Annotated in this window: 14 protein-coding genes; 3 read left to right on the top strand and 11 right to left on the bottom strand. The window is 48.2% G+C overall.

Annotated features, from left to right (window positions below):
- Positions 1-59 precede the first annotated feature (59 nt).
- The 9 genes from ABIO93_RS22740 to ABIO93_RS22780 form a co-directional block, all read right to left on the bottom strand.
- Positions 60-2,273 (bottom strand): PQQ-binding-like beta-propeller repeat protein, encoded by a 2,214-nt coding sequence (locus ABIO93_RS22740; protein WP_348071959.1) that lies wholly within the window; start codon positions 2,271-2,273, stop codon positions 60-62.
- Complete coding sequence (locus ABIO93_RS22745) at positions 2,274-3,755, bottom strand: RagB/SusD family nutrient uptake outer membrane protein (protein WP_348071962.1); 1,482 nt, start codon at positions 3,753-3,755, stop codon at positions 2,274-2,276.
- A 14-nt stretch (positions 3,756-3,769) separates the two neighbouring features.
- The gene (locus ABIO93_RS22750) at positions 3,770-6,760 is read right to left on the bottom strand and encodes a TonB-dependent receptor (protein ID WP_348071964.1); all 2,991 of its coding nucleotides are present in this window, start codon (positions 6,758-6,760) and stop codon (positions 3,770-3,772) included.
- A gap of 48 nt (positions 6,761-6,808) precedes the next feature.
- Positions 6,809-8,050: a galactonate dehydratase gene (gene dgoD / locus ABIO93_RS22755; RefSeq protein ID WP_348071966.1), complete on the bottom strand. Its 1,242-nt coding sequence runs from the start codon at positions 8,048-8,050 to the stop codon at positions 6,809-6,811.
- Between the two features lie 58 nt (positions 8,051-8,108).
- Positions 8,109-9,350 carry a mandelate racemase/muconate lactonizing enzyme family protein gene (locus ABIO93_RS22760; protein WP_348071968.1) on the bottom strand — a complete coding sequence of 414 codons (1,242 nt, stop codon included), beginning with the start codon at positions 9,348-9,350 and terminating at the stop codon, positions 8,109-8,111.
- Between the two features lie 402 nt (positions 9,351-9,752).
- Positions 9,753-10,787: a LacI family DNA-binding transcriptional regulator gene (locus ABIO93_RS22765; RefSeq protein ID WP_348071970.1), complete on the bottom strand. Its 1,035-nt coding sequence runs from the start codon at positions 10,785-10,787 to the stop codon at positions 9,753-9,755.
- A gap of 36 nt (positions 10,788-10,823) precedes the next feature.
- Entirely contained in the window at positions 10,824-12,179 is a 1,356-nt protein-coding gene (locus ABIO93_RS22770; RefSeq protein ID WP_348071972.1) for an enolase C-terminal domain-like protein, read from the bottom strand.
- A 34-nt stretch (positions 12,180-12,213) separates the two neighbouring features.
- Positions 12,214-13,755, bottom strand: a complete 1,542-nt coding sequence (locus ABIO93_RS22775) for a SusD/RagB family nutrient-binding outer membrane lipoprotein (protein WP_348071974.1) — start codon at positions 13,753-13,755, stop codon at positions 12,214-12,216.
- Between the two features lie 21 nt (positions 13,756-13,776).
- A complete protein-coding gene (locus ABIO93_RS22780) occupies positions 13,777-16,911 on the bottom strand; it encodes a SusC/RagA family TonB-linked outer membrane protein (RefSeq protein ID WP_348072134.1) in 3,135 nt (1,044 codons plus the stop codon).
- A gap of 598 nt (positions 16,912-17,509) precedes the next feature.
- On the opposite strand from ABIO93_RS22780, the gene ABIO93_RS22785 reads away from it, so the two are divergent.
- The 3 genes from ABIO93_RS22785 (at position 17,510) to ABIO93_RS22795 (ending at position 19,946) form a co-directional block, all read left to right on the top strand.
- Positions 17,510-18,703: a histidine kinase gene (locus ABIO93_RS22785; RefSeq protein ID WP_348071976.1), complete on the top strand. Its 1,194-nt coding sequence runs from the start codon at positions 17,510-17,512 to the stop codon at positions 18,701-18,703.
- The gene (locus tag ABIO93_RS22790; RefSeq protein WP_348071978.1) at positions 18,675-19,448 is read left to right on the top strand and encodes a LytTR family DNA-binding domain-containing protein; all 774 of its coding nucleotides are present in this window, start codon (positions 18,675-18,677) and stop codon (positions 19,446-19,448) included. The genes ABIO93_RS22785 and ABIO93_RS22790 overlap by 29 nt, the downstream gene beginning before the upstream one ends.
- Before the next feature lie 141 nt (positions 19,449-19,589).
- The gene (locus ABIO93_RS22795) at positions 19,590-19,946 is read left to right on the top strand and encodes a hypothetical protein (RefSeq protein WP_348071980.1); all 357 of its coding nucleotides are present in this window, start codon (positions 19,590-19,592) and stop codon (positions 19,944-19,946) included.
- Positions 19,947-20,002: 56 nt separating this feature from the next.
- On the opposite strand, the gene ABIO93_RS22800 is transcribed toward ABIO93_RS22795, so the two are convergent.
- On the bottom strand, positions 20,003-23,086 hold the full coding sequence (locus tag ABIO93_RS22800) for an efflux RND transporter permease subunit (protein ID WP_348071982.1): 3,084 nt from the start codon (positions 23,084-23,086) through the stop codon (positions 20,003-20,005).
- Between the two features lie 19 nt (positions 23,087-23,105).
- Positions 23,106-24,149 carry an efflux RND transporter periplasmic adaptor subunit gene (locus tag ABIO93_RS22805; RefSeq protein WP_348071984.1) on the bottom strand — a complete coding sequence of 348 codons (1,044 nt, stop codon included), beginning with the start codon at positions 24,147-24,149 and terminating at the stop codon, positions 23,106-23,108.
- Positions 24,150-24,152: the final 3 nt, after the last annotated feature.

Genomic DNA, 24,152 nt, shown 5'->3' on the forward strand with positions numbered 1-24,152 from the left:
GTCGGTTTTTTATAAAAAAGACTTACCAAGTCTTGCAGACTTGGCAAGTCCCGTTAAATCTATCTCGGCAGCGCGAACGCGACATAGGTGCCGCCAGGTTTTAATCCATATCTCGTCCCACCCGCCGCAATGGCAATATATTGCTTTCCATTGACCATATAAGTCACCGGCGTCGCAAAACCTCCGGCAGGAAGCTTGTATTCCCACACAACTTTTCCTGTCTTCATGTCAAAAGCGCGTAGTTTTTCATCATAAGTAGCCGCTATGAACAATAGTCCGCCCGCCGTAACGATCGGACCGCCGTGATTTTCGGTACCAGTCGGCGGAATTCCCTGTTTTGTCAATTCCGGATATTCGCCCAGCGTCACCTTCCATAAATATTCGCCGGTATTCAAGTCCACCGCATTCAATGTGCCCCAGGGAGGTTTGATCGCAGGATAATTGTCCTGGTCACGAAACTGCACATTACCATTGTTCACATAAGGCGGTGCGAAGGGAAAACTGGCGTTCTTTTTTTCAGCCGTTTCCTGAGATTGCGCGTGAATGTCGTTGGCAGCAGGTTTGATTTCCATATTGAGCAGAAAATTAATGATCGCTGCCCGGTCTTCTTTTGCAATGTGCTGAAAGGAAGGCATCCTTCCGCGGCCGGTTTCCAGCAATGTGCCTATCTGTTCGCGGTTCATCTTTTTACCAATATCCTTTAAAACCGGATAAGCCTGCGCCTGAGCAGTTGACGCTTTGCTATCCGTAGCATGGCATGCCGCGCAGTTCGTATTGAACAAAACAGCTCCTTTTGACAATGCCTGGCCATCCGCTTTTTCCCGAGCATCCCGCATTTTGAGCCACCAGAGCATATTATTGCCGTTCACGTACATGATTCCGTTGGGATCGGCGGCAGTCCCACCCCATTCCGCTCCGCCTCCTATGCCATAGAGCAAGCCTCCTTGCAGATCGGGAGGCTGGTTTTTGAGACCTTTGTTGCTTGTAGCAAACCGGTCGAGCACATAGGCGTGTGCCTCTGCTGTGCGGGTCGTGATGTCAGCCTCTGTCAGAATCTGGTTCGCGAATGGTGCCGGCTTTAGCGGTACAGGTTGAGTGGGCCAGGGCTGCTCGCCGGGTAGCGCGCCGGCTACCGGCGCTGGAACTTCCTTGACCGGAAAAAGAGGCTTGCCAGTATCACGATCAAAGACAAAAATATAGCCGTCTTTCGTAGCCTGTGCCACCGCGTTGATCGTTTTGCCCTGATGCTTCACCGTGATCAGGTTGGGCGGACAGGGAATATCCCGGTCCCAAAGATCGTGGTGCACGGTCTGAAAATGCCAGATCCGCTTACCGGTTTGCGCATTCAATGCAATCACGCAATTGGCAAAGAGATTAGTACCTTTTCTCGCTCCTCCATAAAAATCCACAGATGGAGAGCCGGTTCCTAAAAACACGGTCCCGCGCTTTTCATCCAGCACCATTCCCGCCCAACAATTAGCACCGCCCAGTTTTCTGTAAGAATCCTTGGCCCAGGTATCATACCCATATTCGCCCGGCAAAGGGATTGTCCTGAAAATCCAGGCCACCTTACCCGTACGCACATCGAATGCACGTATGTGACCAGGTAATGCATCCCCGCCCTCGGATACGGAAGAACCGGTAATGAAAAGGTTTTTGAAAACAACACCGGGCGTCGTGTTTCTGATATTGAAATTATTAATATCATAACCGTAAGTTTTCTCGTCGCCGAGACCGTCATGAAAATCAACCTCGCCATTGTTGCCAAAATCCTTCACCAACTGCCCATTCTCCGCATTGATCGCAAACAATGTAGCTCCTGCGGTGAACAATATGCGTTTGTCATTCCCTTCCGACCAGTAAGTAACACCACGCACCGGATGAAACCTTGGCCGTTTTCCTTCAAAAGGATCAAATTTCCAAAGTTCTTTTCCAGTTGCGGCTTCCACTGCGAATACTTTCAGACGCGGCGTGGTACCGTACATAATGCCATTGACAATGATCGGCTGACATTGCATGTCCATTCCTCTTTCCTGCGGGTTTTTGTTTTCCCCCGTGTCAAATGTCCAGGCTAGTTGCAGGTTTTTGACATTGTCTTTATTGATTTGGTTTAAGGAGGAATAGCGGTTTCCGGCGTTATTGCCGCCGTATACTGGCCAGTCCTGGTCCTTGCTTTCAGACTTACCACCATTAGACTTACCAAGTCTTGGAGACTTGGCAAGTCTTAGCCCGCACAACAGGAATGCCAGCATCAGAAAAGGAAGAAATTTCATTTAATTCAAATTCGGGTTGATTGAAGTATCCGTGTAAGGAAGCGGAAACCAGTAATTCGCTTTCGTGATCGGTTTAATGGGTTGCAGATCGTCGGCGCTCTTTTTCGCATTGGCCTCCTCCAATTTTTCCAGCCTGATCAGGTCAAACCAGCGGGTTCTTTCGCAGGCAAACTCCCACGCCCGCTCTTTGATCACCTCGTCGGCAAACTGTGCAGCACTCAGCCCGTCAGCTGCGGAAAGTGCTTTGGTGCCAGCGGCCCAGCCTCGCAGTCTAACCTGGTTCAATGCATCGTAAGCCGCCTGATCAGGACCGCCGGTGCCGCGAGCTTTGGCTTCCGCGTAAACGGTCAGGACGTGCGGGTAGCGCATCATGACCGATGGCAGCGAAATACTGGATGTGACAATGTTGCCTTTAATGTACCACTTGGCATAATAGGGATGCTTGGTCAGACTACTCTGCCATGGAATTTTGGTAGCACCCAGACCAAATTCAGTGCGGAATGTTGCATCCTTGCGCGGGCCAGCGGGAAAGTCGCGGAAGAAGTTCAGCTCGGCAAACATATCGTCCCAGCCGCCTTCTTCTCCCGGCATCGTAGTATTACCGTAAGTAGCATTCGCAGTTCCGCTCCCAGCCGCGAATCCGCTGATTTGAAACACCGATTCCTTTGTTCCCGACGATGCAGGATCGTTTTCAAACACGGCAGCAAATGTCGGTAACAACTCAAAACCATATAAAGCTTTATTATCAATCACTTCCTTCGCTTTGGCAGCAGCCAGGTCGTATTTGTCGGTCTGTTTCAAAGGCCAGCCTGCCATAGTCAGGTACACATCGGCCAGGAATGCCTTTGCGGAACCTTTATTGGGACGTCCCGGATCGCGTTTCGTATTAGGCAAATTGGTCTCCGCAATTTTCAGATCGGCAATTATCAGATCGTAAACCTGTTGCGGTGTTGATTTCCCAACCGTCAGCAGATCATCGGAATATTCACCTGCCGTAATCAGCGGAATATTGCCCCAGAAACGCGTTAGCCAGTAATATGAGAATCCCCGGATAAAATGCGCCTCGCCCACAATAATGTCTATGGTGGCCTTGGTACCCACCGTTTTTTCATAGTTATTGATCACATTATTAGCACCTTGAATGGCTTTGTAACAACCATTATACACCGCATTGGAACGCTGGTTGGTCGTAGAAACAGCGAATTGGTCAAACTCGCGCCAGTCGGCTTTGTTACTCGCCGGGTGGGTCGTCACATCGTCGCTACCAATGGTGGCCGCAGTAGCCGAAGGGTGAATAAATCCGTAGCTCCACTGCGAACCCAAGCCCTTGTAAGCACCAGTAAGGGCAGATTCCAGACCATCTTGCGTGGACAGCACGTTTTCACCGTAAAGAAGTCCCGTAGTATCTTCTTCCAGGTAATTTTCGCAACCCGAGCCAATCAGCAGCAAGGATGCGAGGAAATATATATTTAGTTTTTTCATGATAGTTTTCAATTTTAGAATCCAAGAGTTAATCCTACAGTGTAAACCTTTGCATTCGGATATGACCCGCGATCGATACCCATGGCTGTATCCGTGTTTGAACCTACATTGCTGGATTCAGGATCGGGGCCGGTGTATTTGGTAAAGGTCAGAATGTTCGTTGCGCTTGCGAAAACACGAACTGAGGCTTTGTCCCGGAAAATAGAGCCCGGAATGTTGTAGGAAAGGCTTACGTTTTTCAACCTCACATAACTACCATTTTCAATAAACCTGCTCGACTGCGTGAATGGCTGATAAGTTTTGGTAAATGCCGGAATGTCCGAATCTTCATTGCCCGGACGGTAGTAATCACGGATCTCGGTCAGCAAAAATTGCCGTGCTTCCCCGGAGCCTGACATCGCGCCAGCCCTGGTATAATTGAGTTTGTCTAACCCAAATGCGCCCTGGAAAAATACATTCAATGTTAATCCACTGTAAGTGAATGTATTGTTCCAGCCACCGGTCAGCTTGGGGAATGCGCGTCCAACGATCTGGAAGTCATCTGTGGTAATAATGTTATCACCATTTACATCCTGGTAATGCGGATCACCCGGTACCCGGCCCTGCTTGGCGGCGATATCGGCCTCATTGGGTTTGAAAGTGCCCAGGTAGTTCAGTCCCCAGTACGAACCAAGCGGTTCACCGGGCTTTAACATAAATTCATTGGTAATGGACATTCCGCCACCAGCTCCTGTGCCCGTACCCAGCCGTGGCAGTCCACCCAGACTTAGTACCTTATTTTTCAATGTCGAAAAATTCAGGTTAGTCTCCCAGCTGAATTTGCCGCTTTCAATCGGAGTGCCGCCTATGGCCAATTCAAACCCTTTGTTTTCAATTTCACCGACATTCCTCGTCTGCGTTCCGCCACCCGCATAGTTGGGCAATGCCACATTCAGCAGCAGATCGGTTGTGTTTTTGTGAAAATAATCAGCTTCCACGTGAATGCGACCATTCAGGAATTCCATCTCAATACCCACGTCAGTCTGGCGGGTAGTTTCCCATTTCAGGTTTTTATTTCCCTGATTTCCCTGGATCACACCAGCCGTCACCGCCGTGTTGTTGAATGCAACCTGCGTGGTACTGTAAGCTGACAATGTCGCATACGGGTTAATCGCCTGGCTACCAGTCATCCCCCAGCTCCCACGAATTTTCAGGTTGCTGAAAAAATTGAGGTTTTTGATAAATTCCTCCTCAGAAAGCCGCCAGCCTACCGCCACCGACGGGAACACGCTATTGCGGTTGTCTTTGCTAAACTTCGAAGATCCGTCCCTTCTGATCGCCGCAGTCAATAAATATTTGTCTTTGAATGCATAGTTAACCCTTCCCAAAAGCGAAAGCAATGTCCATTTGGAAAAAGCAGAATTAACTGTTGCCGCAGAATTACCACCGATGTTGTTGTATCCCAATTGCGGAAACCGCAAGCCGGTTGCCGTGGCAGTGAAATTCCGGTCGGTAAGCTGCTGCGTTTCCAGCACTGCTACCGCTGTGATGGAATGGTTCCCAATGGTGGTACTGTAATTTAATGCATTGGTATTCTGCAAAGTAACCTGCTCCGACGAGTAACGCGTAGCGCTCGGGTTGTTGTTCGAAAGTCTCTTACCTGTGAAATTCTTGTTCTGCGCATTCAGGTAGTTGATCGCATATTGCAGATCCAGCGACAAACCCTTGATCGGTAACTGATAGTTCAGCCCACCAATCGCATTGATGTTCATGCGCTCAATGTCATTGGATTTGTCATAAAGCTGATCCAACGGACTTCTGGAAACGGAACCGATCGGGTCGGCAAATGTGGGTTGGCCATCCGTGCCATAAGCTGGCGTAGTAGGCGCCCACTGCAATGCCTCGATCAGCGGGCCACCGCCGTCGGTATTATGGTTTGCCGATTTCGCACCCGACATATTCAGTCGCAAAGTCGCTTTTTTGTTAATCTGCGTATTCAAATTGGTACGCAGCACATATCGTTTAAAACCTGTGTTTTCAACGATACCTTTTTGTTTTACAAAATTTCCCGAGATAAGAAACGAGGTTTTTTCATTACCCCCCGAAACGGTTACCTGCTGCTGCTGGCCGCTGCCTTTTCTGTAAATCAAATCCTGCCAGTCGGTACCGCCATTCTTTTTAAAATCTGCAATCTGTGCTTCTGTGAAGGGAGTGTTGGAACCGGTCGCAATGGCGCGGGCATTCACTATTTCAGCAAATTCCCCGGCCGGCAGTATGTCAAAAGTCTTAACCACATTGGAAACACTGCCCTGTCCCTCGTAAGTTACCTTAATGCCTTTTGTTCCTTTTTTGGTAGTGATAATGACCACACCATTGGCACCGCGACTACCATAAATGGATGTCGACGCCGCATCTTTCAAGATTTGAATGGATTCAATGTCGGCAGGATTGAGCAAACCATAATTGGCGCCCACAAAACCGTCGATCACATACAATGGATCATTATTACCCAAAACAGAATTGGCCCCACGTACCCGTACACGTGAGTCCCCGCCCGGTGCACCATTTGACTGCGTCACTTGCACACCGGCCGCACGTCCCTGCAGCACCTGGTCGAGCCGGGTAATGGGCTGCTGCGCAAACTCACGCGTAGACACGACCGACAATGCACCTGTCACATCGGTTTTCTTCTGGGTACCATACCCTACCACTACCAGTTCTCCCAAACTCCGCGACTCCTGGATCAGTTGCAGATCCACCACCGAGCGATTGTTAATGGCGACGGTCTGGCTTTGGTATCCGATAAAGGAAAAAACCAGACTACCGTTTCCCGGCGCATTGATCACAAAATTACCCTCCCCGTCCGTTACTGTTCCCTGCGAGGTTCCGCTGAGCAGGATGCTTACACCCGGCAGGGCTGCATTGTCCTGGTCACTCACTTTTCCCGTCACTCTGCTGTTCTGGGCAAAGACATAGCTTTGGCTCAGAATGAGATGCAATAAGACTAAACTTACAAGTTTTCTCATGGTCGTTGAAAATAGATGTTTATATAAAAAATGGGAATACACACTTGATTACCAGTCCACGACCGAACCATCCAGCGCATTGTATGTCTCCGGATTTTTCCAGTCGTGGCCGATTTTTTCTTTCAATTGATCCTCATCAAGCTCAATACCCAGGCCGGGTTTGGTCGGGATCAGAACGGTACCGTCTTTTTGTAGTTTAAATGGTTCTTTGAGATAGCCTTCGCCGAGTGTTACCTGCTCCTGAACAAGGAAATTGGGAATGCTAGCGGCAAGTTGCAGTCCGGTGGCCAGGGAGATCGGGCCCATTGGATTATGGGGGGCAATAGGAACATAATAGGCCTCTGCCATGCCCGCAATAAGCCTGCCCTCGGTAATTCCGCCAGCGTGGCAAAGGTCGGGCTGAATGATACTGGCAGCCCCTTTTTCAAGAATCTCCCGGAAGCCCCATTTGGTAAAAATCCTTTCACCGGTAGCAATCGGCAGATGCGTCCCTTTGGCGATCTCCACCATCGTGTCCACATTCTGCGCCTGGCAGGGTTCCTCGATAAACATTGGCTGGTACTGTTCCAATTCCTTGATCAGTACCTTGGCCGTTTGCGGCGAAATCGAACCGTGAAAATCAATCCCAATGTCCATTTCCGGGCCGCCAGCCTCACGGAGCGAAGCAAAATTATCGGATGCATACCTGATGAATGCGGGATTTTCAACAATGTTGGCCGGGTTCTTTTTGGCCACACCGGTTTTGATGACCGTAAAACCTTCGGCCTTCCTTTTTTTCATATCATCCGCATTGGCCGCACGTCCATACACACGTACACGGTCGCGGGTAGGCCCGCCCAACAATTCGTAAATGGGCACATTCAGGAGCTTGCCTTTGATGTCCCACAATGCCTGGTCAATGCCGCTTAATGCGCTGGTCAGAATAGGACCGCCACGGTAAAATGCGTGCCGGTAAATCGCCTGCCAATGATGCACGACCTGCCTTGGATCCTTACCAATCAAATAAGGTTCCACTTCCTGAATGGCCGTTTTGATGGTGAGCGCGCGGCCTTCCAGCAGCGGCTCTCCCAGACCGACTACGCCTGCGTCCGTGTGGATTTTCAGGAAGATCCATCTCGGTTTGATGAGGATCGTTTCCAGTTTTGTGATCTTCACTTTGCCGTACTCGCGGAAAGGTTCGGGAGCAGTGGCGTAGGAAGTTTTGGGTAAAAGCAATGTGCCGGTAGCAGCAATGCCCAGTACCGATTGAATCGCATTCCTTCGCGAAATGCCGGATTGTTTTTGTTTCATTGAATTAAGGGTTTAGAAAGACTTGGTAAGTCTACAAGCTTGCCAAGTCTTGTTTATTTTACCAGTTATGAATCGAACCATCAGGGGCTTTCAATATAGGATGCGGAAACTTGGTTTTCTCTTTCACTTCCATCACAAACGTCGCCTTCTTAGGATCAAATTTCACTCCCAGTCCCGGCGCATCGTTGAGATACAACTTGCCGTTTTTGAAATTGATAAAATCCTCATTGAAGTACGGCGGACGTTCAGGCTCGCCGCCACCCAGTTCCATCAATGCCCTCGAAGGGCTGCTCGAACCCAACACATGTACCAGCGTGGCCGTGGACAGCGGGCCGGTAAAGTGCGGGATCATGCCTACATAATGTGTTTCGCACATGGAAGCGATCTTCTTGAACTCACCAATGCCGCCCGTATTCGGTAATGTAAACCGGGTGTAATCGATCAGCCGGTTTTCGATCAGCTCATTGGTATCCCAGCGATCTCCGAACTGCTCGCCAACCGCAATAGGAACTTTGGTCATAGATCTTACATTTTTATAAACAGCTGGATTTTCAGATCGCACTATATCTTCGATGAAGTAGGGTTCCAGGTCTTCCAGCGCCGTGCAGATCTTTAAGCCATCCGTCAGGTCAAAACGGGTATGCAGGTCAATGGCCCACTTCCCGCCGCCGCCAACAGCCGCGTCGATTCTCTTGCAGAACTCAATGGTCTTTTTGACATTATCGTAAAAATCAAACGGTTCGTCGCCATTACCGCCTGTCGGGCCAATGCGGTAAGCCCTTAATCCTGCTTCAATGCAATCCCTTGCTCTCTCCTCCTCCGTTTTTGCCTTCGACGCCCTGAAACCGGTCGCGTAGCATTCCACATAATCGCGGGTAGCGCCGCCAAGCAGTTCATATACAGGCACATTCAATGCTTTCCCCTTAATGTCCCATAATGCCATTTCCAATGCGCCGAGGGCGTGTAATTTCTCGCGTCCGGGCGGATAGAACATACCGCGATACACGTTTTGCCAGATGTGTTCAATGCGGAACGGATCTTCGCCGATCATCATCTGGGCACATTGCTCGATCATATCTTTCGAACCGCCCTCTCCAATTCCGATGATACCGCCATCCGTTTCAATTTCCACAATGCCGCGCGCCTGGTTAAAGAGCGGTTTGTTATAACCGGGGGCAGCATAGTAGCGGATTTTGGTGATTTTCATTTTGGACGCAGCCTCTGCCTTGATCAGCGGAAAGCCTGCCGCAATGGCCGTAGAACCCAGTATTGCTGATTTGATAAAGTTTCTCCTTTGCATTTTCTTTTATCGTTGGTTTGTTACAAACAGGTTGCCCCGCTGGGGCATTTTGTTTTCAATGCGTTATCATTTCCTAGAAACAGGTGGCCCCGCCGGGGCCCTTTGTTTCGATATTCATCGTCATTTTCTAGAAACAGGTATGCCCTACGGGCATCTACATGTAGCCCGGGACGCCGGGGCCCTTTGTTTCGATACTTATCGTCATTTTCTAGAAACAGGTATGCCATACGAGCATCTACATGTAGCCCGGGACGGGCTTCCTGTTTCTAGGAAGAATGATGCGTTTCGAATAGGGCTCCGTAGGTGCCCCCATGCATGCTAAATTTTCCACATCAGGATTTTGAAAAATCATCTTTTTGCAACCGGTTGTTCATTAATCGATTAAGCAATTGTGGCAAAAAATTATTTCACCCAGACTGATTTGGCGAACGACGAATCCCTCGCGATCAACTTGGCTTCCATGAGGATCTGCTTCATTCCTTCGTCGGGGTTTTTGAGTTTTTTCAACAGATATTCCACCGATGTCTTACCCAGCATTTCCAAAGGCTGACGCATGTAGGTGATCGGACAATAGTACAGATCGAAAACCTCGGCCTGGCCAAAACTCACGATCGCCAGGTCGGACGGAACTTTCAGGCGCAGTTCATTGATGTATTTCAATCCGTTGATTGCCAGACCATAGGTTGCGAAAATGAGCGCATCTACTTTGTGATCCAGCGCAAGGATTTCGTCAATGGCTGTCTTTACTTCGTGGTCCATACTTTCAAACTGTACTTCTTTCAACCAGCTGCTCTGAAATTCGATCTGGTTGTCCTGCAATGCATGTTTGTAACCCCTGATACGCTCCTCCATGTGATACATATCTGATTTATAAGCCATTAGACCAATGTGAGTATATCCTCCCTTAATGAGGTGAATACCGGCGTCGTAGGATGCCTTGTAGTTATTAGTGGCCACAAAATCAGTCTGGATATCGGGAAAATGCCTGTCCAGCAGCACAAACGGAATGTTCCTTTCTTTCAGGTAATGGATCTGATTTTCGGAGCCTTCGCAGGAAACAATGATAAAACCGTCGACCTGCCGGTTAATGAGCACATTCAGCAGGTCCCACGATTTATCAGCATTTTCGTCGCAGCTTCCTATGATGACCGTATATCCATTCCGCTTCGCTTCATCCTCCACTACCCGCGCGATATTGGCAAAAAACGGGTTAGAAATGTCCGCAATGATCAGCCCGATCGTGTGTGTCTTCCCGCTCCTCAGGCTCTTGGCCAGATGATTGGGCTGGTAGTTCATTTCCTTAGCCAGTTCCCTGATCTTGTGAGCGATAGCCTCACCCACTCTCGTCTCTTTTTCCTTCCCGTTGAGGACATACGATACCAGCGCGGTGGAAACGCCTGCCTTTTGTGCGATGTCTTTCAGGGATGTTTTTTTCATGAGATATATGGGATGGCGTACATGAGATGGCTGGGCCTATGGTCGTATGAGCGTTCCGTCGAACTTTCTCACTTGCCAGTTGGATTTGGTGGTGATCGGGTATTTGGCGGCTTCTTTTTCGTTAATATCTACCCCTATTCCCGGCACTTCGTTGACGGACATATAGCCGTTTTTCATCGTCGGGCAGCCGGAGAAAACTTCCAGGGTCTTCTCATTGAACTGCACTGCTTCCTGGATACCAAAGTTCCAAACCGCCAGGTCAATGTGCGCGTGTGCGGAGTGGCCCACCGGCGAAACGTCCCCCGGACCATGCCAGGCTGTTTTTACATTAAACCATTCACCCAACCGCGCCACTTTCATCGCCGGGGTAACACCGCCGATCTGGGAAACGTGGATGCGGATGAAGTCAAACCATTGGTTTACCATCGGCTCTACGAATTCATTGACGTTGTTGAAAAGCTCTCCCATCGCGAGTGGTACAGTAGTGCTCTGTCTCAGCAATTTGAACCATTTCATGTTTTCGGGCGAGAATGGATCTTCTATGAAAAACGGATTATAGTCTTCCAGCTTTTTGATCATATTGATCGCATTCATCGGCTGTACCCGTTCGTGAATGTCGTGCAGCAGCTCTATCTCCTCCCCGCAGCTCTTCCTCACTGCTTCGAATAGCTTGGGAATGGCTTTGAGGTAGGTGTTTTCATTCATAAAATTGTCCGTCGGTCCGCCGAAGTTCTCTTTTTTAAAATCTGGCTGCTCGGCTGTGCTTCCTACCGCTCCATAGCCGCCTTGCTGGATACGGATGTATTTGAAACCGCGTTCCATAATACCCTTCACACTCTCCACCGTCGCCTCGGGCGTGTTGCCGTTGGCGTGCGTGTAGCACGGCACTGCAAAACGTACTTTTCCGCCCAGCAATTGATACAGCGGCATACCGGCGCGTTTTCCCTTAATGTCCCAAAGCGCCTGATCCAGGCCGCTGAGGGCATTGTTAAGTACAGGGCCGTTGCGCCAATAGGAACTTACATAGGCGCCGTGCCAGATATCTTCAATGTTATCGACGTCCCTTCCGGCGCAAAATTCGTTGAGATAGGTATTGATCGCCACTAGTACTACGGCCGCCCGCTGCGTGAAAGTGGCGCAGCCGAGCCCGTAAAGTCCAGGCTCCGAGGTTTCCACTTTAACGACGATCAGGTTGGAGCCCTGTGGCGCTGTGGCTATCGCCCTCACGCTTTTGATAGTCACGGGTTTCATGGCTTTGGTATAGGAAGGCGTCTCTTTTTGGTCCCTCGCCTTTGCGTCGGACATTCCGCCAAACAATCCCAATAATCCTGCTGAACCGCTCAGGCCCAATGCTTTCATCGTATCACGACGGCTAAATCCAGAATCGTTCATATCTGTTTTGGTAAATGAAAAAATGGTTAAAGGTTTATTTTTTATCCCACCAAACCCTCGTGTTAAGGTCGTTGGGGCCCTGGCGCGCATTGGCGTCGTTGACATTTTGCAGGTTGACAATGATCTCACTATCCGGGTAAGGCATACGGCGGATAAAGTCCTCTTTGATCTCCGATCCGGGATATGGATTTTTCTTCAATGCAGGAAAGCCACTTCTTCTGAAATTGGCAAACAACTCGTTACCGTCCAGGAAGGATGCTACCCAATATTGCGTATTGATCTGATCCAATGCTTTGGCATTATCCAGCGGATGTGCTTTGAGGTATGCGACGATGGCATCTTCCTTAATGGCCGCATTGACGTCGTACTGGGCCATTTGTTCCAGGTGTGCGCGTACCCCCTTGGCGAAATAATCCGCAGCTTCTCCTGAAACCCACCCACGAAACGCTGCCTCGGCCAGCAGCAACTGATTTTGAGCATAGGTAACGTGAAACTCGGGAGCATCCAGTTTGAGCACAGTCGTTAAATTGATCTGTGTAAAATCCCAGAGACTTGCTACACCGTTTTCCGCCAGTACACTATTGATCGTCACATCATTATAGCCCATAGGCATTCCTATCTGCACTTTCGGGTCGGAGGACGCGCGGGCGCCTGTTTGCTCGGGACCACCTTTTGCTCCCACGTACCGCACGGCCATAACCGGCAATCGCGGGTCATTGTTTTCTTTTAAATAATTTACAAAAGGTGCCGCCAGATAAAAATTGGTTTTCTCCCGCGCAGCGAGGTGATTGGCAATGTAATTATTGTAAATCGCGGTATGGCGAATGATCGAATTGTCGGCATTACTTTCAAACAATCCACCTGCTACGGCTTTCGTTACATAAGTTTTTGCCGTGGCTTGATCTGCTTTTGACAACCGCATCGCCGCCCGGAGCATGAGCGAGCGCCCCAGTTTCTTCCATCTTGCGACATTGCCGCCATACAAAATATCGGTGGTAACAGCAGGCTGAGCAACGTCCAGAGCGGTGGAAGCTTCGTCCAGTTCTTTTAAAATATCTTTATAAATGGCTTCTTGTGCATCATACTTGGGTCTGATCACTTCGCTGATGTAACCTTGGCCGGCTTCGAAATAAGGTATATCCCCATACGTATCAGTCAGGATCATGAATGCGTAGGCTTTCCAAATCCTGGCCGCATTGTAGGTGTTGACCTGCATGGGATCGGCCTTGGTCTGGTCGGTCACCGCCACGACTTGCTTGATCACATTTCGGTAAAAATTCACCCATACCAGCGGTGTGTTCGCATTGTTGAACTGATTGTAATTCCCGCCCGACAATGAGCTGCCATAAGGCGTAATCACCTGTTGCACAATGCCAAAATTATAGCATAGCATACCCAACGTGGACACACCGTCCAGATAGGTGGTACTGATGATCGCCTTGTTCAGAATCAGCGAGGGCGCAAGTGAAGTAGGATCAACTTTGTTGGTATTGATCTCGTCAAATCCTTCATCACAGCCCGTTATCAGCCCGACCGAAAGAATCATCGACAGTATATACTTAGTTGTAGTTTTCATTGGAAACAATTTTTAAATGCTTTAAAACTTCACATTCAAATTAAACCCTATGCTTCTTGTCGGTGGCAGACCGGGCCAGAAATCAAGGCCGGTTGCATTGTCCGACGAGTTCAATATTTCCTCCGGGTCCATGTTTTCGGTCCACTTTTTAATGACCAGCACATTGTTTGCCACAGCACTCAGCTTCAATCCCTTGACAAAGAATTTTTCGGGTAGGAACCGTCCCAGATCGTAACTTAAGGTCACTTGGCGCAGCTTCCAGAATCCGGCATTGAAAACAAAATCTTCATTGATTCCCAGCGGATTAATGGATTCATAGAAAGGCTGCACAGCCGATTTGGTTTTATTCACCTCTCCGTCGGGATTCACACCATTACCAATCACAAAACCCTCTGCACGACCTGGTAATGTCCTTTTGGACAGTCCGTGGCGCATGTAATTGATGTTCCGTCCGGCGATCAGTTTATGGCCCAGTTTGAAGTCTATCAATGTGGATAGCATCAATCCTTTGTAGGTAAATGAGTTGGTAATCCCACCAAAATACTTGGGCAGCGCATTGCCGACATTCTTTAATGTATTGTTACGCAATGGCATACCACTGTTTTTGTCAAAAACTTGTCTCCCCTGTGCGTCACGCAAATAGGTGAATGTGTACAGCTGCCCGAGCGGCTTACCTACGACCATGTTGAGCGTACGGCCACCGCCACCGCCGACCGTGATGACGGTATCTTTTTCAGCCAAACCCAGTTTGAGTACTTTGGAAGTATTGTAGGACACATTGAAGCTCACATCCCAGCTGAAATCCTTCGTTTTAACCGGTGAACCTGAGATCAGCAATTCAAGACCTTTATTCATACTCCGGCCCACATTAATAAGCTGCGCGGTGTACGAGGAAGCGTCGGAAATCTGTGCCGCAAGTATCTGATCGTCTGTGGTTTTGTGATAATACGTCACATCAAAACCGATCAGATTATTGAACATTTTCATTTCCAGCCCTACTTCCGCTTCCTTGATCCGTAGCGGCCTCAGGTTTTTGTTGGGTACCGTGGAAGCGTTAATCCCTCCTACCGGTACCTGCTGGCCCGATGGGTTCGGGAATGAATTGTTATCCACCGCGTAGTACAATGCATTCGAATAAGGGTTCACGTTGTCCGAACCTACTTGCGCGTACGCTGCTCTCAGCTTACCAAATGTGATCCACGTAGGCAGGTCCTTAAACGCCTGGGAGAAAATAAAGCTACCGGTAACGGATGGATACAGAATGCTGCGGTTTTGTGGCGCGAGCGTCGAGAACCAGTCATTACGGGCAGTTACATTCAGGTAAAGAAATTCTTTGTAAGAAATAGTTGCTGCCCCATACAATGAGTTAATTTTCTTCTCTGACAGTCCATAAAGCGGGTTTTTCACCCGGCCATTCATCACCGTGTACAAATTGGGCTGAATGAAATCCTGCACAGTCACACTGTTGTAATCCATCCTGGCGTAACGTTGGTTACCACCCAGTGTCACGTCCACGCCAATGCTGCCGAAGTTGTGATTTCCTCCCAAGATAAAGTCCAGGTTCCGTTCTGTATTTCTTCTAATATCCTGTGTAAATGAGCCGTTTACAAATCCTACCGGAGCTTTGGCGATCGGTGCGTAGCCATTTGGAATGTTATAGTCCTGGCCACGAACGTAAAAATCCTGCGCTATCCGTCCTTGCAGATACAACCAGTCAGTGAACTGGTATTTCAATGCTACATTGCCGAAAAGCCGGTCCCTGGTAATGTTTTCGAAGTGATGGCTCAGCGCATAATAGGGATTATTTCTTACCAAAAACCTTGCAAAGACAAACTCGTCGCCATTTGGCTGGGTTTGATTTTGTTTCAATGCATCAAAAGGCATAGAGTTCGCCAGCGTGAAAATCACGGTTGAAGTTGCAAAGTCCTGGGCGTCGATCTGCGGCGGATTGGTGTTCTTTTCTTTGGAATAATTGATGTTACCAAATGCCGTAAGCCGTTTTGAAATATTCTGCGTGAACCCCAGATTGACGATCTTCTTATTGAATTTATTGTTTTCAACGATACCACGGTTGTCAGTATTGGCCAGTGAAAGACTGAAACCGCCATTTGGACCATTATTGGAAACAGTAATGGTGTTGGTAAGATTGGTACCGGTACGATAAAACTGTTTCACACGATTGCGAACAGGTTGATAGGGCCATGTTTCATTGTCAAAAAGCGTCTGCGTCATGCCCGGCTCGAACTTCTCGCCAAAGCTCCAAACGCCGGAGGTCGGGTTAGCGCTGGTTGGCCTTTTTCCGCCCTCTCCCTGGCCGTATTCGTACTGAAAATCAGTGAAATCGAGTGGTGTATCAGTCGTGAAATTGATGTTGTAGTCCAGACCGATACCTTTGCCGGTTCCCCGGTTTTTAGTGGTGATCATCACTACGCCGTCTTTCGCGCGGGAACCGTATAACGCAGCGGCAGTAGCTCCTTTCAGTATTGTCATGGACTCAATGTCATCGGGGTTAATACTCGAAAGTCCGTCGCCACCGTCCGAGTTGTTCGCCGATCGCTGAGCGAAATCACCGCCTCCCGCATAGTTGGAATTGTCGATAGGAACACCGTTCACGACGATTAGCGGATTGTTTTGCCCACTAAATGAGGACTGTCCTCGGATACGGATCTTGGCCGTTCCGCCCGGACCGGTCGAAAGCGATGAAATGTTCACACCTGCCATTTTACCCTGTAATGAGCTCACGACATTAGGCGAACGGTTGGTCGAGATCTGGTCTGCATTCACTGTCGCGGTGGCATAACCCAGCGTTTTTGCCTCTCGCTTAATACCCAGGGCGGTGACCACTACCTCATTCAGGTTTTGAGATTCCTGGATCAACTGCACGTCGACGACCGATCTGGAAGTGACATTAACCGTTTGACTTACATATCCTATAAAGGAAAAAACCAGGCTCGCGTTGACGGGTGCATCGATGGCAAATTTGCCTTCGGAATCCGTCACGGTACCTTGTGAAGAACCGCTGATCAGGACGTTAACCCCGGGCAGAGGCTCCTTGTCCTGGCCGGTAACCTTACCGGTAATCCTGCTGCTTTGAGCGATGCTTGAAAAGCAGCACAGGCATAGCAGCAACGTCGTAATCGTAAAATATTTTCCCATCATTGATTGATTAAATTGAAGTAGAAAACACCAAAGGCAATAGAAGCTCTTTACGCCGCAGAACCGACGAACGATACTAGATATACGTAAGCAATATTCTTGCATCAGCCGAGGTACCACGGCCGGCAAATAACCAAACAGGAGCACGCAGGCCCCCTTTCTGAACAATCCGAATCTAAAATTTTTTGTTTAAACGATTAAGCAACAATTTAAATGTTAACGGATCAGAAAAATGAAATGTTAGGTTTGATGGTAATTGATTTACTGACTAAAAGCTGCTGAACTTAGAAGAGGTACTTCATGCACAAAATATCGATCTTCAATATTTTATACTTATTCTTATTTAAGAAGAATTAATGTTTTCAAATGTAAGTTTAATCGATTAAACAACAAAATTTTGAAACAAATATTTTATTACATTTTTTCCAAAAATAAACATATTGTTAAAAATGGCGGCAATTAACGCACTATGTCCTGAAAAAGACTTTCAAATAAGCATTTATTCAGTTCGCGTAAAGACAGTAAAAAACGTGAGCACCGTCATTTAAATTTGTCAGTAGACCTCTCATCCATCACCCGTTAATCGTCCGATACGCTCATGACATTTGTTAAGCGCCTCCTTGACCAATCGAAGTTACCGCTTACAGTGACGGAATTCTGGCGTTATTCATTTTTTTATTGGGGCATTTTTGCCATGATCACGCTCGGCCAGTTCACCATGTTATGGCTTTTGCAACAAGGCGTGGCCATGCGCAGTCACGAACTATTTATCTGGCTCCTCGACGGTCTGTTCTGGTGGTCGACCACGCCGCTGGTGCTTTATGCATCGCTCAAAATCCCCATTGCTTTTAAAGTAAGGCAGAGCACGCTGCTCAAACCTGTCTTGTACCATCTGCTGATCGTGACATTCCTGAATATCTTCATCAACACCTTTCACTGGTACATTACCAATCCATTGTTATATCTGGCGATCGGTAAAGCCCTGCCGTTTGAAAGCTACCTTTTTTCACTCTTTACCGCTTACACCGGCAGCTTTGGACAATACATGCTGCTGGTGGTGGGCTTTAACAAGGTTTCCTACATTTATCGCTACCAGGAGCTCAAACAGCAACATTTTGAGACCGAGATCAGCAATGAGCAGCTGCGTGGCCAGCTCGCCAATGCACAGCTGCAATCGTTGAAAATGCAGCTCAACCCGCATTTTTTGTTTAATACATTGCATGCCGTAGTGAGCTTGATGCTGAAAAACGACATCAGAAAAGCTACGCTGATGATCACCACATTAAGCGACCTTTTGCGAAGTGTACTTGTTAACCAGCAATCGGATTTCATTCCTTTGCGGGAAGAACTGATGCTGACGCGCCAGTATCTGGACATTCAGCAGATCCGGTTTCAGGACCGGCTCCATGTCGAATACAAAATTGATCCGGGGGCCGAGCTGTACCCGGTACCGCAGCTCATTTTGCAACCGTTAGTCGAAAATTCGGTCACGCACGGTATTTCCGATGTCACCACCAATGCATTGATCAGGGTTACAGCGGAAATGAGTTACGAAGGATTACGGATCGTCATATTTGATAATGGTACCGGTGCCAATCAACGCAAAATTTCAAAAGGAATGGGATTAGGCTTAAAAAACACCATCCTGAGGCTTCGGCAGGCTTACGGTGAACACGCACAATTTATTTTCGACCAGCCTTCCGAGGGTGGTACTTATGTGACCATACATTTTCAAGGCCAACCCAAAAAAATCAGAACAGAAGATGAAGCATTCCAGTCTTATAATAGATGACGAGATACTGGCGAGGGAAGTGATACGGACTTTTCTGAAACACGATCATTCGATGGAAGTGTCCGACGAGGCTTCCAATGGTACCGAGGCAGTGGTAAAGATCCTGCAACACCGGCCCGACATTATTTTTCTTGACATACAAATGCCTGAACTTGATGGCTTTGAAGTGTTACGGGAAGTATGGCCGCACCATCAGCCTTTCGTGGTTTTCACTACTGCCTACGACCAGTACGCACTCCGCGCATTCGAGGTGAATGCGATCGATTATCTGCTCAAACCTTTCGACGAAATACGTTTTCATCAGTCACTGGGGCGGGTGAAAGAGCGCCTCAGTCAGAAAGCCCAGCCGCGGATCGAGGAGTTGGTCAATAGCCTTTTGAAGGAGCCACGAGTCCCGGAACCTGCCTACCTGCACAGGATATTAGCCAAGGAAGCTGGTAAAATGTATCCGATCAAGACAGACGACATTACCCATTTTTCGGCAGATGGTAATTACATTTCGGTGTATACGGTCCAGCAAAAGGTTTTTACGATTTATGACAGCCTGGGAAGTCTCGAAGGAAGGCTCGATCCATCGGTGATGATCCGGGTGGGCCGGTCCAATATCGTCAACATGAACTACATTACAGAGCTCGAAACCTACTTTAACGGTGAGTACATCATTCATTTATCTTCCGGCGACAAGGTCAAATGGACAAGGGGTTACCGTGACAATATCAAGGCTTTTTTGACAAAAATCGGCTAGTACCGGTTACGATTTAACTTTGTTATTCTACGATTCAGATACCCAAATACACGGATTAAACATTTTCTATTCACATATCTTCGATTTGAGGTGCATTTTTGTCTTAGGTATAATTTTGAATTCTACTCAAATCCGTTAGCCATGAATATGAAATCATCTACTCTTAATGCACCGTATGCGTACCACTATGCCGGGAACACCCGGCTGATTCAAAAGAATTTCTTGTTACTGGTCGCCGCCTCCGCTGCCCTCGCCTTTTTCGGTTCACAAATCTGTTGCGATAAAAACGCGCAATCCGGTCGGCCAACTGATTGCGCCGTAGAACAAAACTTCTCGCAGCGAGCCGAGCCAGGGAAGTGGAGCTACGACGAAATGGCCCACAAGCTGATCTTCGAGTACGGCAGCAAATCCAGCGAAGTCGAAGGTTTTAGTTACCGCCTTGGCAGCGCGCTGCTAAAACTTACCAACAAAATCAACGCAGATAAAAGGCGTAGTTAACAGTGCTTTTGTCACCCGGAGTCGAAGTGTAAATGCCCTTCGACTCCGGGTGAGAACTAGTACTGCAATTCCGGCACCGCCTCTTCCTTCACTTCCTGCACAATGGTCGGTGGCAGTAATTTATACATCACCGGCGTCACTAGCCTTGATAACAAAGTCGAACTGATCAAACCACCAATCAGTACCAGTGCCAATGGTGAATACAGCGCGCTGTACTCGATGACAAGCGGCAGCAATCCTCCGATAGCGGTCATGGACGTGAGTAAAATAGGTACGAAACGAATTTCTCCGGCCTCGATAATGGCTTCTTCAATTCCTTTCCCCTGCTCTCTGAGCTGATTGGTAAAATCAACAACGAGTAGTGAGTTTTTGACTTCGATACCAACGAGTGCGATGAAACCAATGGTTGCGGTGAATGATAATGTCTCACCAGTCAGAAACAGCATTGCCAGGCCGCCCACGATCCCCAATGGAATAACAGAAAGTACGATCAGAATGCTTTTGAATGTCTTGAATTCGAGGATCAGCACCCCCAGGAAGCCAAATATGGTCACGAGAATGATCAACCCCAATCCACCAAAACTTTCTTCCTGACTTTCTTTTTCTCCGGCAACGGTAAATGTCTGACCTTTTTCAAATTTGAAACTGCCCAGCTTGGTGGTAATGTCGTCATTCATGCGCTGCACATTGTATCCCGGTTTTACAAAAGAAGAAACGGTTACGTAGCGGTCCTTGTCGTAATGCCGGATCTGGTTGGGAGAACTTTCCAGCTCTATCGTCGCTACGTTTTTCAGCGGCACATTAGCCCCTGATGCAGTAGGTACATATAGTTTGTCAAAAACACTGTAATCCTGAATGGTCGAATTCCTCGAAACGGATACATTCACATTGTAATTATCAGCCTTACCCACATCCTCGCGGTACGTCGCCACATTCAGCCCGGCTGCGCCCAATCTCACAGTCCGGTCGATGTCGGAAGACGAAATGCCCAGTGTACCTGCTTTTTCCTTGTTGATCTTCACTTTCAAATCCGTCGGCTGCACCAGCAATGGATTGTTGACATAGATAGTACCCTCTGTTTTGCTCAGCATATCCGCTACCCGGAAAGCGCTTTTGCGGAGATCGTCCAGGTTTTCACCGTAGATCCGGTACGCCAGCGGCGCTTCGATCAATGGTCCCTGTTCAAAATCCTTCACTTTCATTTCGGCACCTGGATATCTTTCCAGTTTCTTCCTCAATTTTTCGATAACTTCTACTTTTTCTCCGGTTTCCAGGCCTTCAACCTGAACAAATATTTCCGCAAAGTTCTCACTTTCATTCCGTTGGATCACATTATAGTAAACCCTCGGATTTCCTTTTCCAACATTAGTAGCAAACGATGTGATCAATGGTTCCTTTTTCAAAATCCCTTCAACATAACGCGTCACCTCGTTGGTCTTTTTAAGATTGGTACCCTGCGGCGTTTCAATGTCTATCAGGAACATGGGTTTTTCTGATTTCGGGAAAAGGCTGTTTCCGATGAGCGGTACCAGTGCGAGAGAGCCTGCGAAAATTCCCCCGGCCAGCAACAAGGTAACGATCGGCCATTTTAAAGCCTTATCCAGCAAACTTCCGTAAGTTTTGTGAATGCCTTTTTTCATGCCTCTCAAAAGGAAGTTACCATCTTCACTTGCATGCGGTTTCAAAATAACGCTTGATAAAAACGGCACGACCGTCAGTGAGACGATCATGGAAGCGAACACCGTGGTAATCACCGACAATGGTAAACTTCTGATAAAATCACCCGCGCCTTCCGGTAAGAAAACCAGCGGCAGGAATGCAAAAATCAACAGGATCGTACAGCCCACAACAGCCAGCCCAATTTGGGAAGAGGCTTTGATGGACGCTTCTACCTTCCCGTAACCCATTCGCAGGTAACGTTCTATGTTTTCCACGACCACAATGCTGTCATCCACCAGGATACCCAGTGCGACGATCATCCCGACAATGCTCAGCTGGTTAATGTTATATCCCAGCAGGTTCATGATCGTAAGCCCAATCGCCAGCGAAAGCGGGATCGAGATCATCACGACCAGTGACGCGCGTGTTCCCAATGGTAGCAATGTGAGTAGTACCAGCAAAATCGCAATGCCGAAATCCCGGGCGAAATGCGACAGGCGGGTATCCACGCTCTTAGCCTGGTCAAATACCTTCACTAATTCAATGTTCGATGGAAGTTCTTTTTGAAATTTGGCAACAATGGGCTCCACCTGCCCCTGAACCGCGATAATGTTCTCCCCTTCTTTCTGGCTGATATTTACAAAGCTGCAACGGAAACCATTCAGACGGGTAATGTGTGTTTCATCTTCATAACCCAGCTTCACCTCAGCCACATCTTTCAGTAATACGATTTTCCCATTGGCTGTGGACACGACTGTGTTGGCGACTTCTTCCAAAGTCCGGTAATTACCACTCGTTTTGACATTCAACTTTTTGGTACCCATGCTAATGCTACCACCCGGAATATTCACATTCTCGCTTTGTAACGCACCGATCACCTGGTTCTGCGTCAACTTTTGCTGGGCGATCTTTTGCAGGTTCAGGCTCACTTTCACTTCACGTTCTGGAATACCGGAATATTCCACTTTTTTCAATGTCTTGATCTTTTCCAGGCGCTCCTTAAATTCTTTCGAATACTTCTTCATTTGCGCATAGGAGGCATTCTCGCTGATCAGCGCGTATTGGTAAATGCTCACGTCGGACGGGATCTGCTTGTTGATCCGGATGTCGCTCACGTCGGCAGGTAGTTGTGCACGCAAACTGTTGATCTCCCGCACCAGCTCCTGGTACTTGTCGTCCGGGTCGCTGCTGTACTTATATTGTACCTGCATCACGGCCAGTCCGTCGCGGATATCCGTGATCACGTGCTTCATGTCGTCGAGCTCATTGATCTTCTTTTCCATGGGGTCCACTACCAGCTGCTCCATGTCCTTGGGATTGGTACCGGGGTAAATCACCACAACTGTAAACTGCGGCGGGTGGATTTCAGGGTCTTCGCTGCGTGGCATTGTAAATAAGGAGTAGATTCCCAGCGCAAGCACGGCGAGGAAAACCACCAGCGTAAACTGGTAATTTTTGACGGCAAATTCAGGTAATTTCATGATTTCGTTTGTTGAATGATTACTGAATTATTTTGATATCCGACCCCTCAGCCAGGTAGGCGGAACCTTCCCGGATCACTTTCGCGCCAGCATCCACTCCCGACAAAATGAATGCTTTATCTCCTTCCAGAAAAGCAATTTTCACCTGTTTTTTATGCGCTTTGCTTCCGTTGGCTATGAACACGAATGCGGTATCATTCTCGCCTTCAATGAGCGCGTCTACCGGAATAGAAACCATGTTTGTTTTCTCTTTCGGATAAATACTCACTTTCGCAAACAGCCCGTTTGCCATTTTAGCGTCCTGCTTATCGAGTCTTATTTCCGCTTGATATAGGCCAGAAACTACGTCGCTACCTTGCGACAATGACTTCACGCTGCCTGTAAATGTCTGAGGATAAGCATCGAAAATAATATCTGTTTTTTCACCGCCTTTCAGTCTGGCCCAGTCTTTGTCCGTCAGGCCGCATTTGATCACCCAGTCTTTTTGGCTGGTACTACTGATGAACAGCACCGGCGTACCGCCCTCCACCTGCTCGCCGGCGTTTTGCAGTTTTTGGATTACCACTCCGTCAGCTCTGGAAATGATTTTTGCCTGCGAAAGATTGAAGCGAACAATTTCGAGTTGTTTTTCTGCCAAAGTGAGCGACGTTTGGCTATTTTCCAGTTGTTCTTTGGTATTGACGCTGTCGCGGTAGAGGTTTTGCGTGCGCTGGGCGTCGCGTTTGGCTTTCAGGAAATTTTCCTCAGCCTGGGCCATTTGCGCGGCAATTTCGGTGGTGTTCAATGTAGCCAGTACTTGTCCTTTTCTCACACGGTCACCCTCTTTTACCAAAACACTATTGATAATACCGCCGATCTTGAAAGACAAATGTGCCTCATTTTCGGAAGCGAGCAACCCGGAGGTTTCCACCGCCTGCGCCTGGCTCAGCGCCGATGAACTAATGATTTTGACCGGAATGGTCGTGTCGGTTTCCTCTGCTTTTTTTTCTTCCCTGCACGCCGTCATCGCGAAAATGGAGGAGGCAAAAAGCGCGATCATGCTTATTTTGATGGTAGTTTTCATGTC

It is taken from the genome of Dyadobacter sp. (assembly GCF_039919315.1).
GTDB lineage: Bacteria > Bacteroidota > Bacteroidia > Cytophagales > Spirosomataceae > Dyadobacter.

Coding starts and splice junctions, on each gene's coding strand:
- ABIO93_RS22740 (WP_348071959.1), bottom strand. CDS start 2,273: ATGAAATTTCTTCCTTTTCTGATGCTGGCATTCCTGTTGTGCGGGCTA.
- ABIO93_RS22745 (WP_348071962.1), bottom strand. CDS start 3,755: ATGAAAAAACTAAATATATATTTCCTCGCATCCTTGCTGCTGATTGGC.
- ABIO93_RS22750 (WP_348071964.1), bottom strand. CDS start 6,760: ATGAGAAAACTTGTAAGTTTAGTCTTATTGCATCTCATTCTGAGCCAA.
- dgoD (WP_348071966.1), bottom strand. CDS start 8,050: ATGAAACAAAAACAATCCGGCATTTCGCGAAGGAATGCGATTCAATCG.
- ABIO93_RS22760 (WP_348071968.1), bottom strand. CDS start 9,350: ATGCAAAGGAGAAACTTTATCAAATCAGCAATACTGGGTTCTACGGCC.
- ABIO93_RS22765 (WP_348071970.1), bottom strand. CDS start 10,787: ATGAAAAAAACATCCCTGAAAGACATCGCACAAAAGGCAGGCGTTTCC.
- ABIO93_RS22770 (WP_348071972.1), bottom strand. CDS start 12,179: ATGAACGATTCTGGATTTAGCCGTCGTGATACGATGAAAGCATTGGGC.
- ABIO93_RS22775 (WP_348071974.1), bottom strand. CDS start 13,755: ATGAAAACTACAACTAAGTATATACTGTCGATGATTCTTTCGGTCGGG.
- ABIO93_RS22780 (WP_348072134.1), bottom strand. CDS start 16,911: ATGGGAAAATATTTTACGATTACGACGTTGCTGCTATGCCTGTGCTGC.
- ABIO93_RS22785 (WP_348071976.1), top strand. CDS start 17,510: ATGACATTTGTTAAGCGCCTCCTTGACCAATCGAAGTTACCGCTTACA.
- ABIO93_RS22790 (WP_348071978.1), top strand. CDS start 18,675: ATGAAGCATTCCAGTCTTATAATAGATGACGAGATACTGGCGAGGGAA.
- ABIO93_RS22795 (WP_348071980.1), top strand. CDS start 19,590: ATGAATATGAAATCATCTACTCTTAATGCACCGTATGCGTACCACTAT.
- ABIO93_RS22800 (WP_348071982.1), bottom strand. CDS start 23,086: ATGAAATTACCTGAATTTGCCGTCAAAAATTACCAGTTTACGCTGGTG.
- ABIO93_RS22805 (WP_348071984.1), bottom strand. CDS start 24,149: ATGAAAACTACCATCAAAATAAGCATGATCGCGCTTTTTGCCTCCTCC.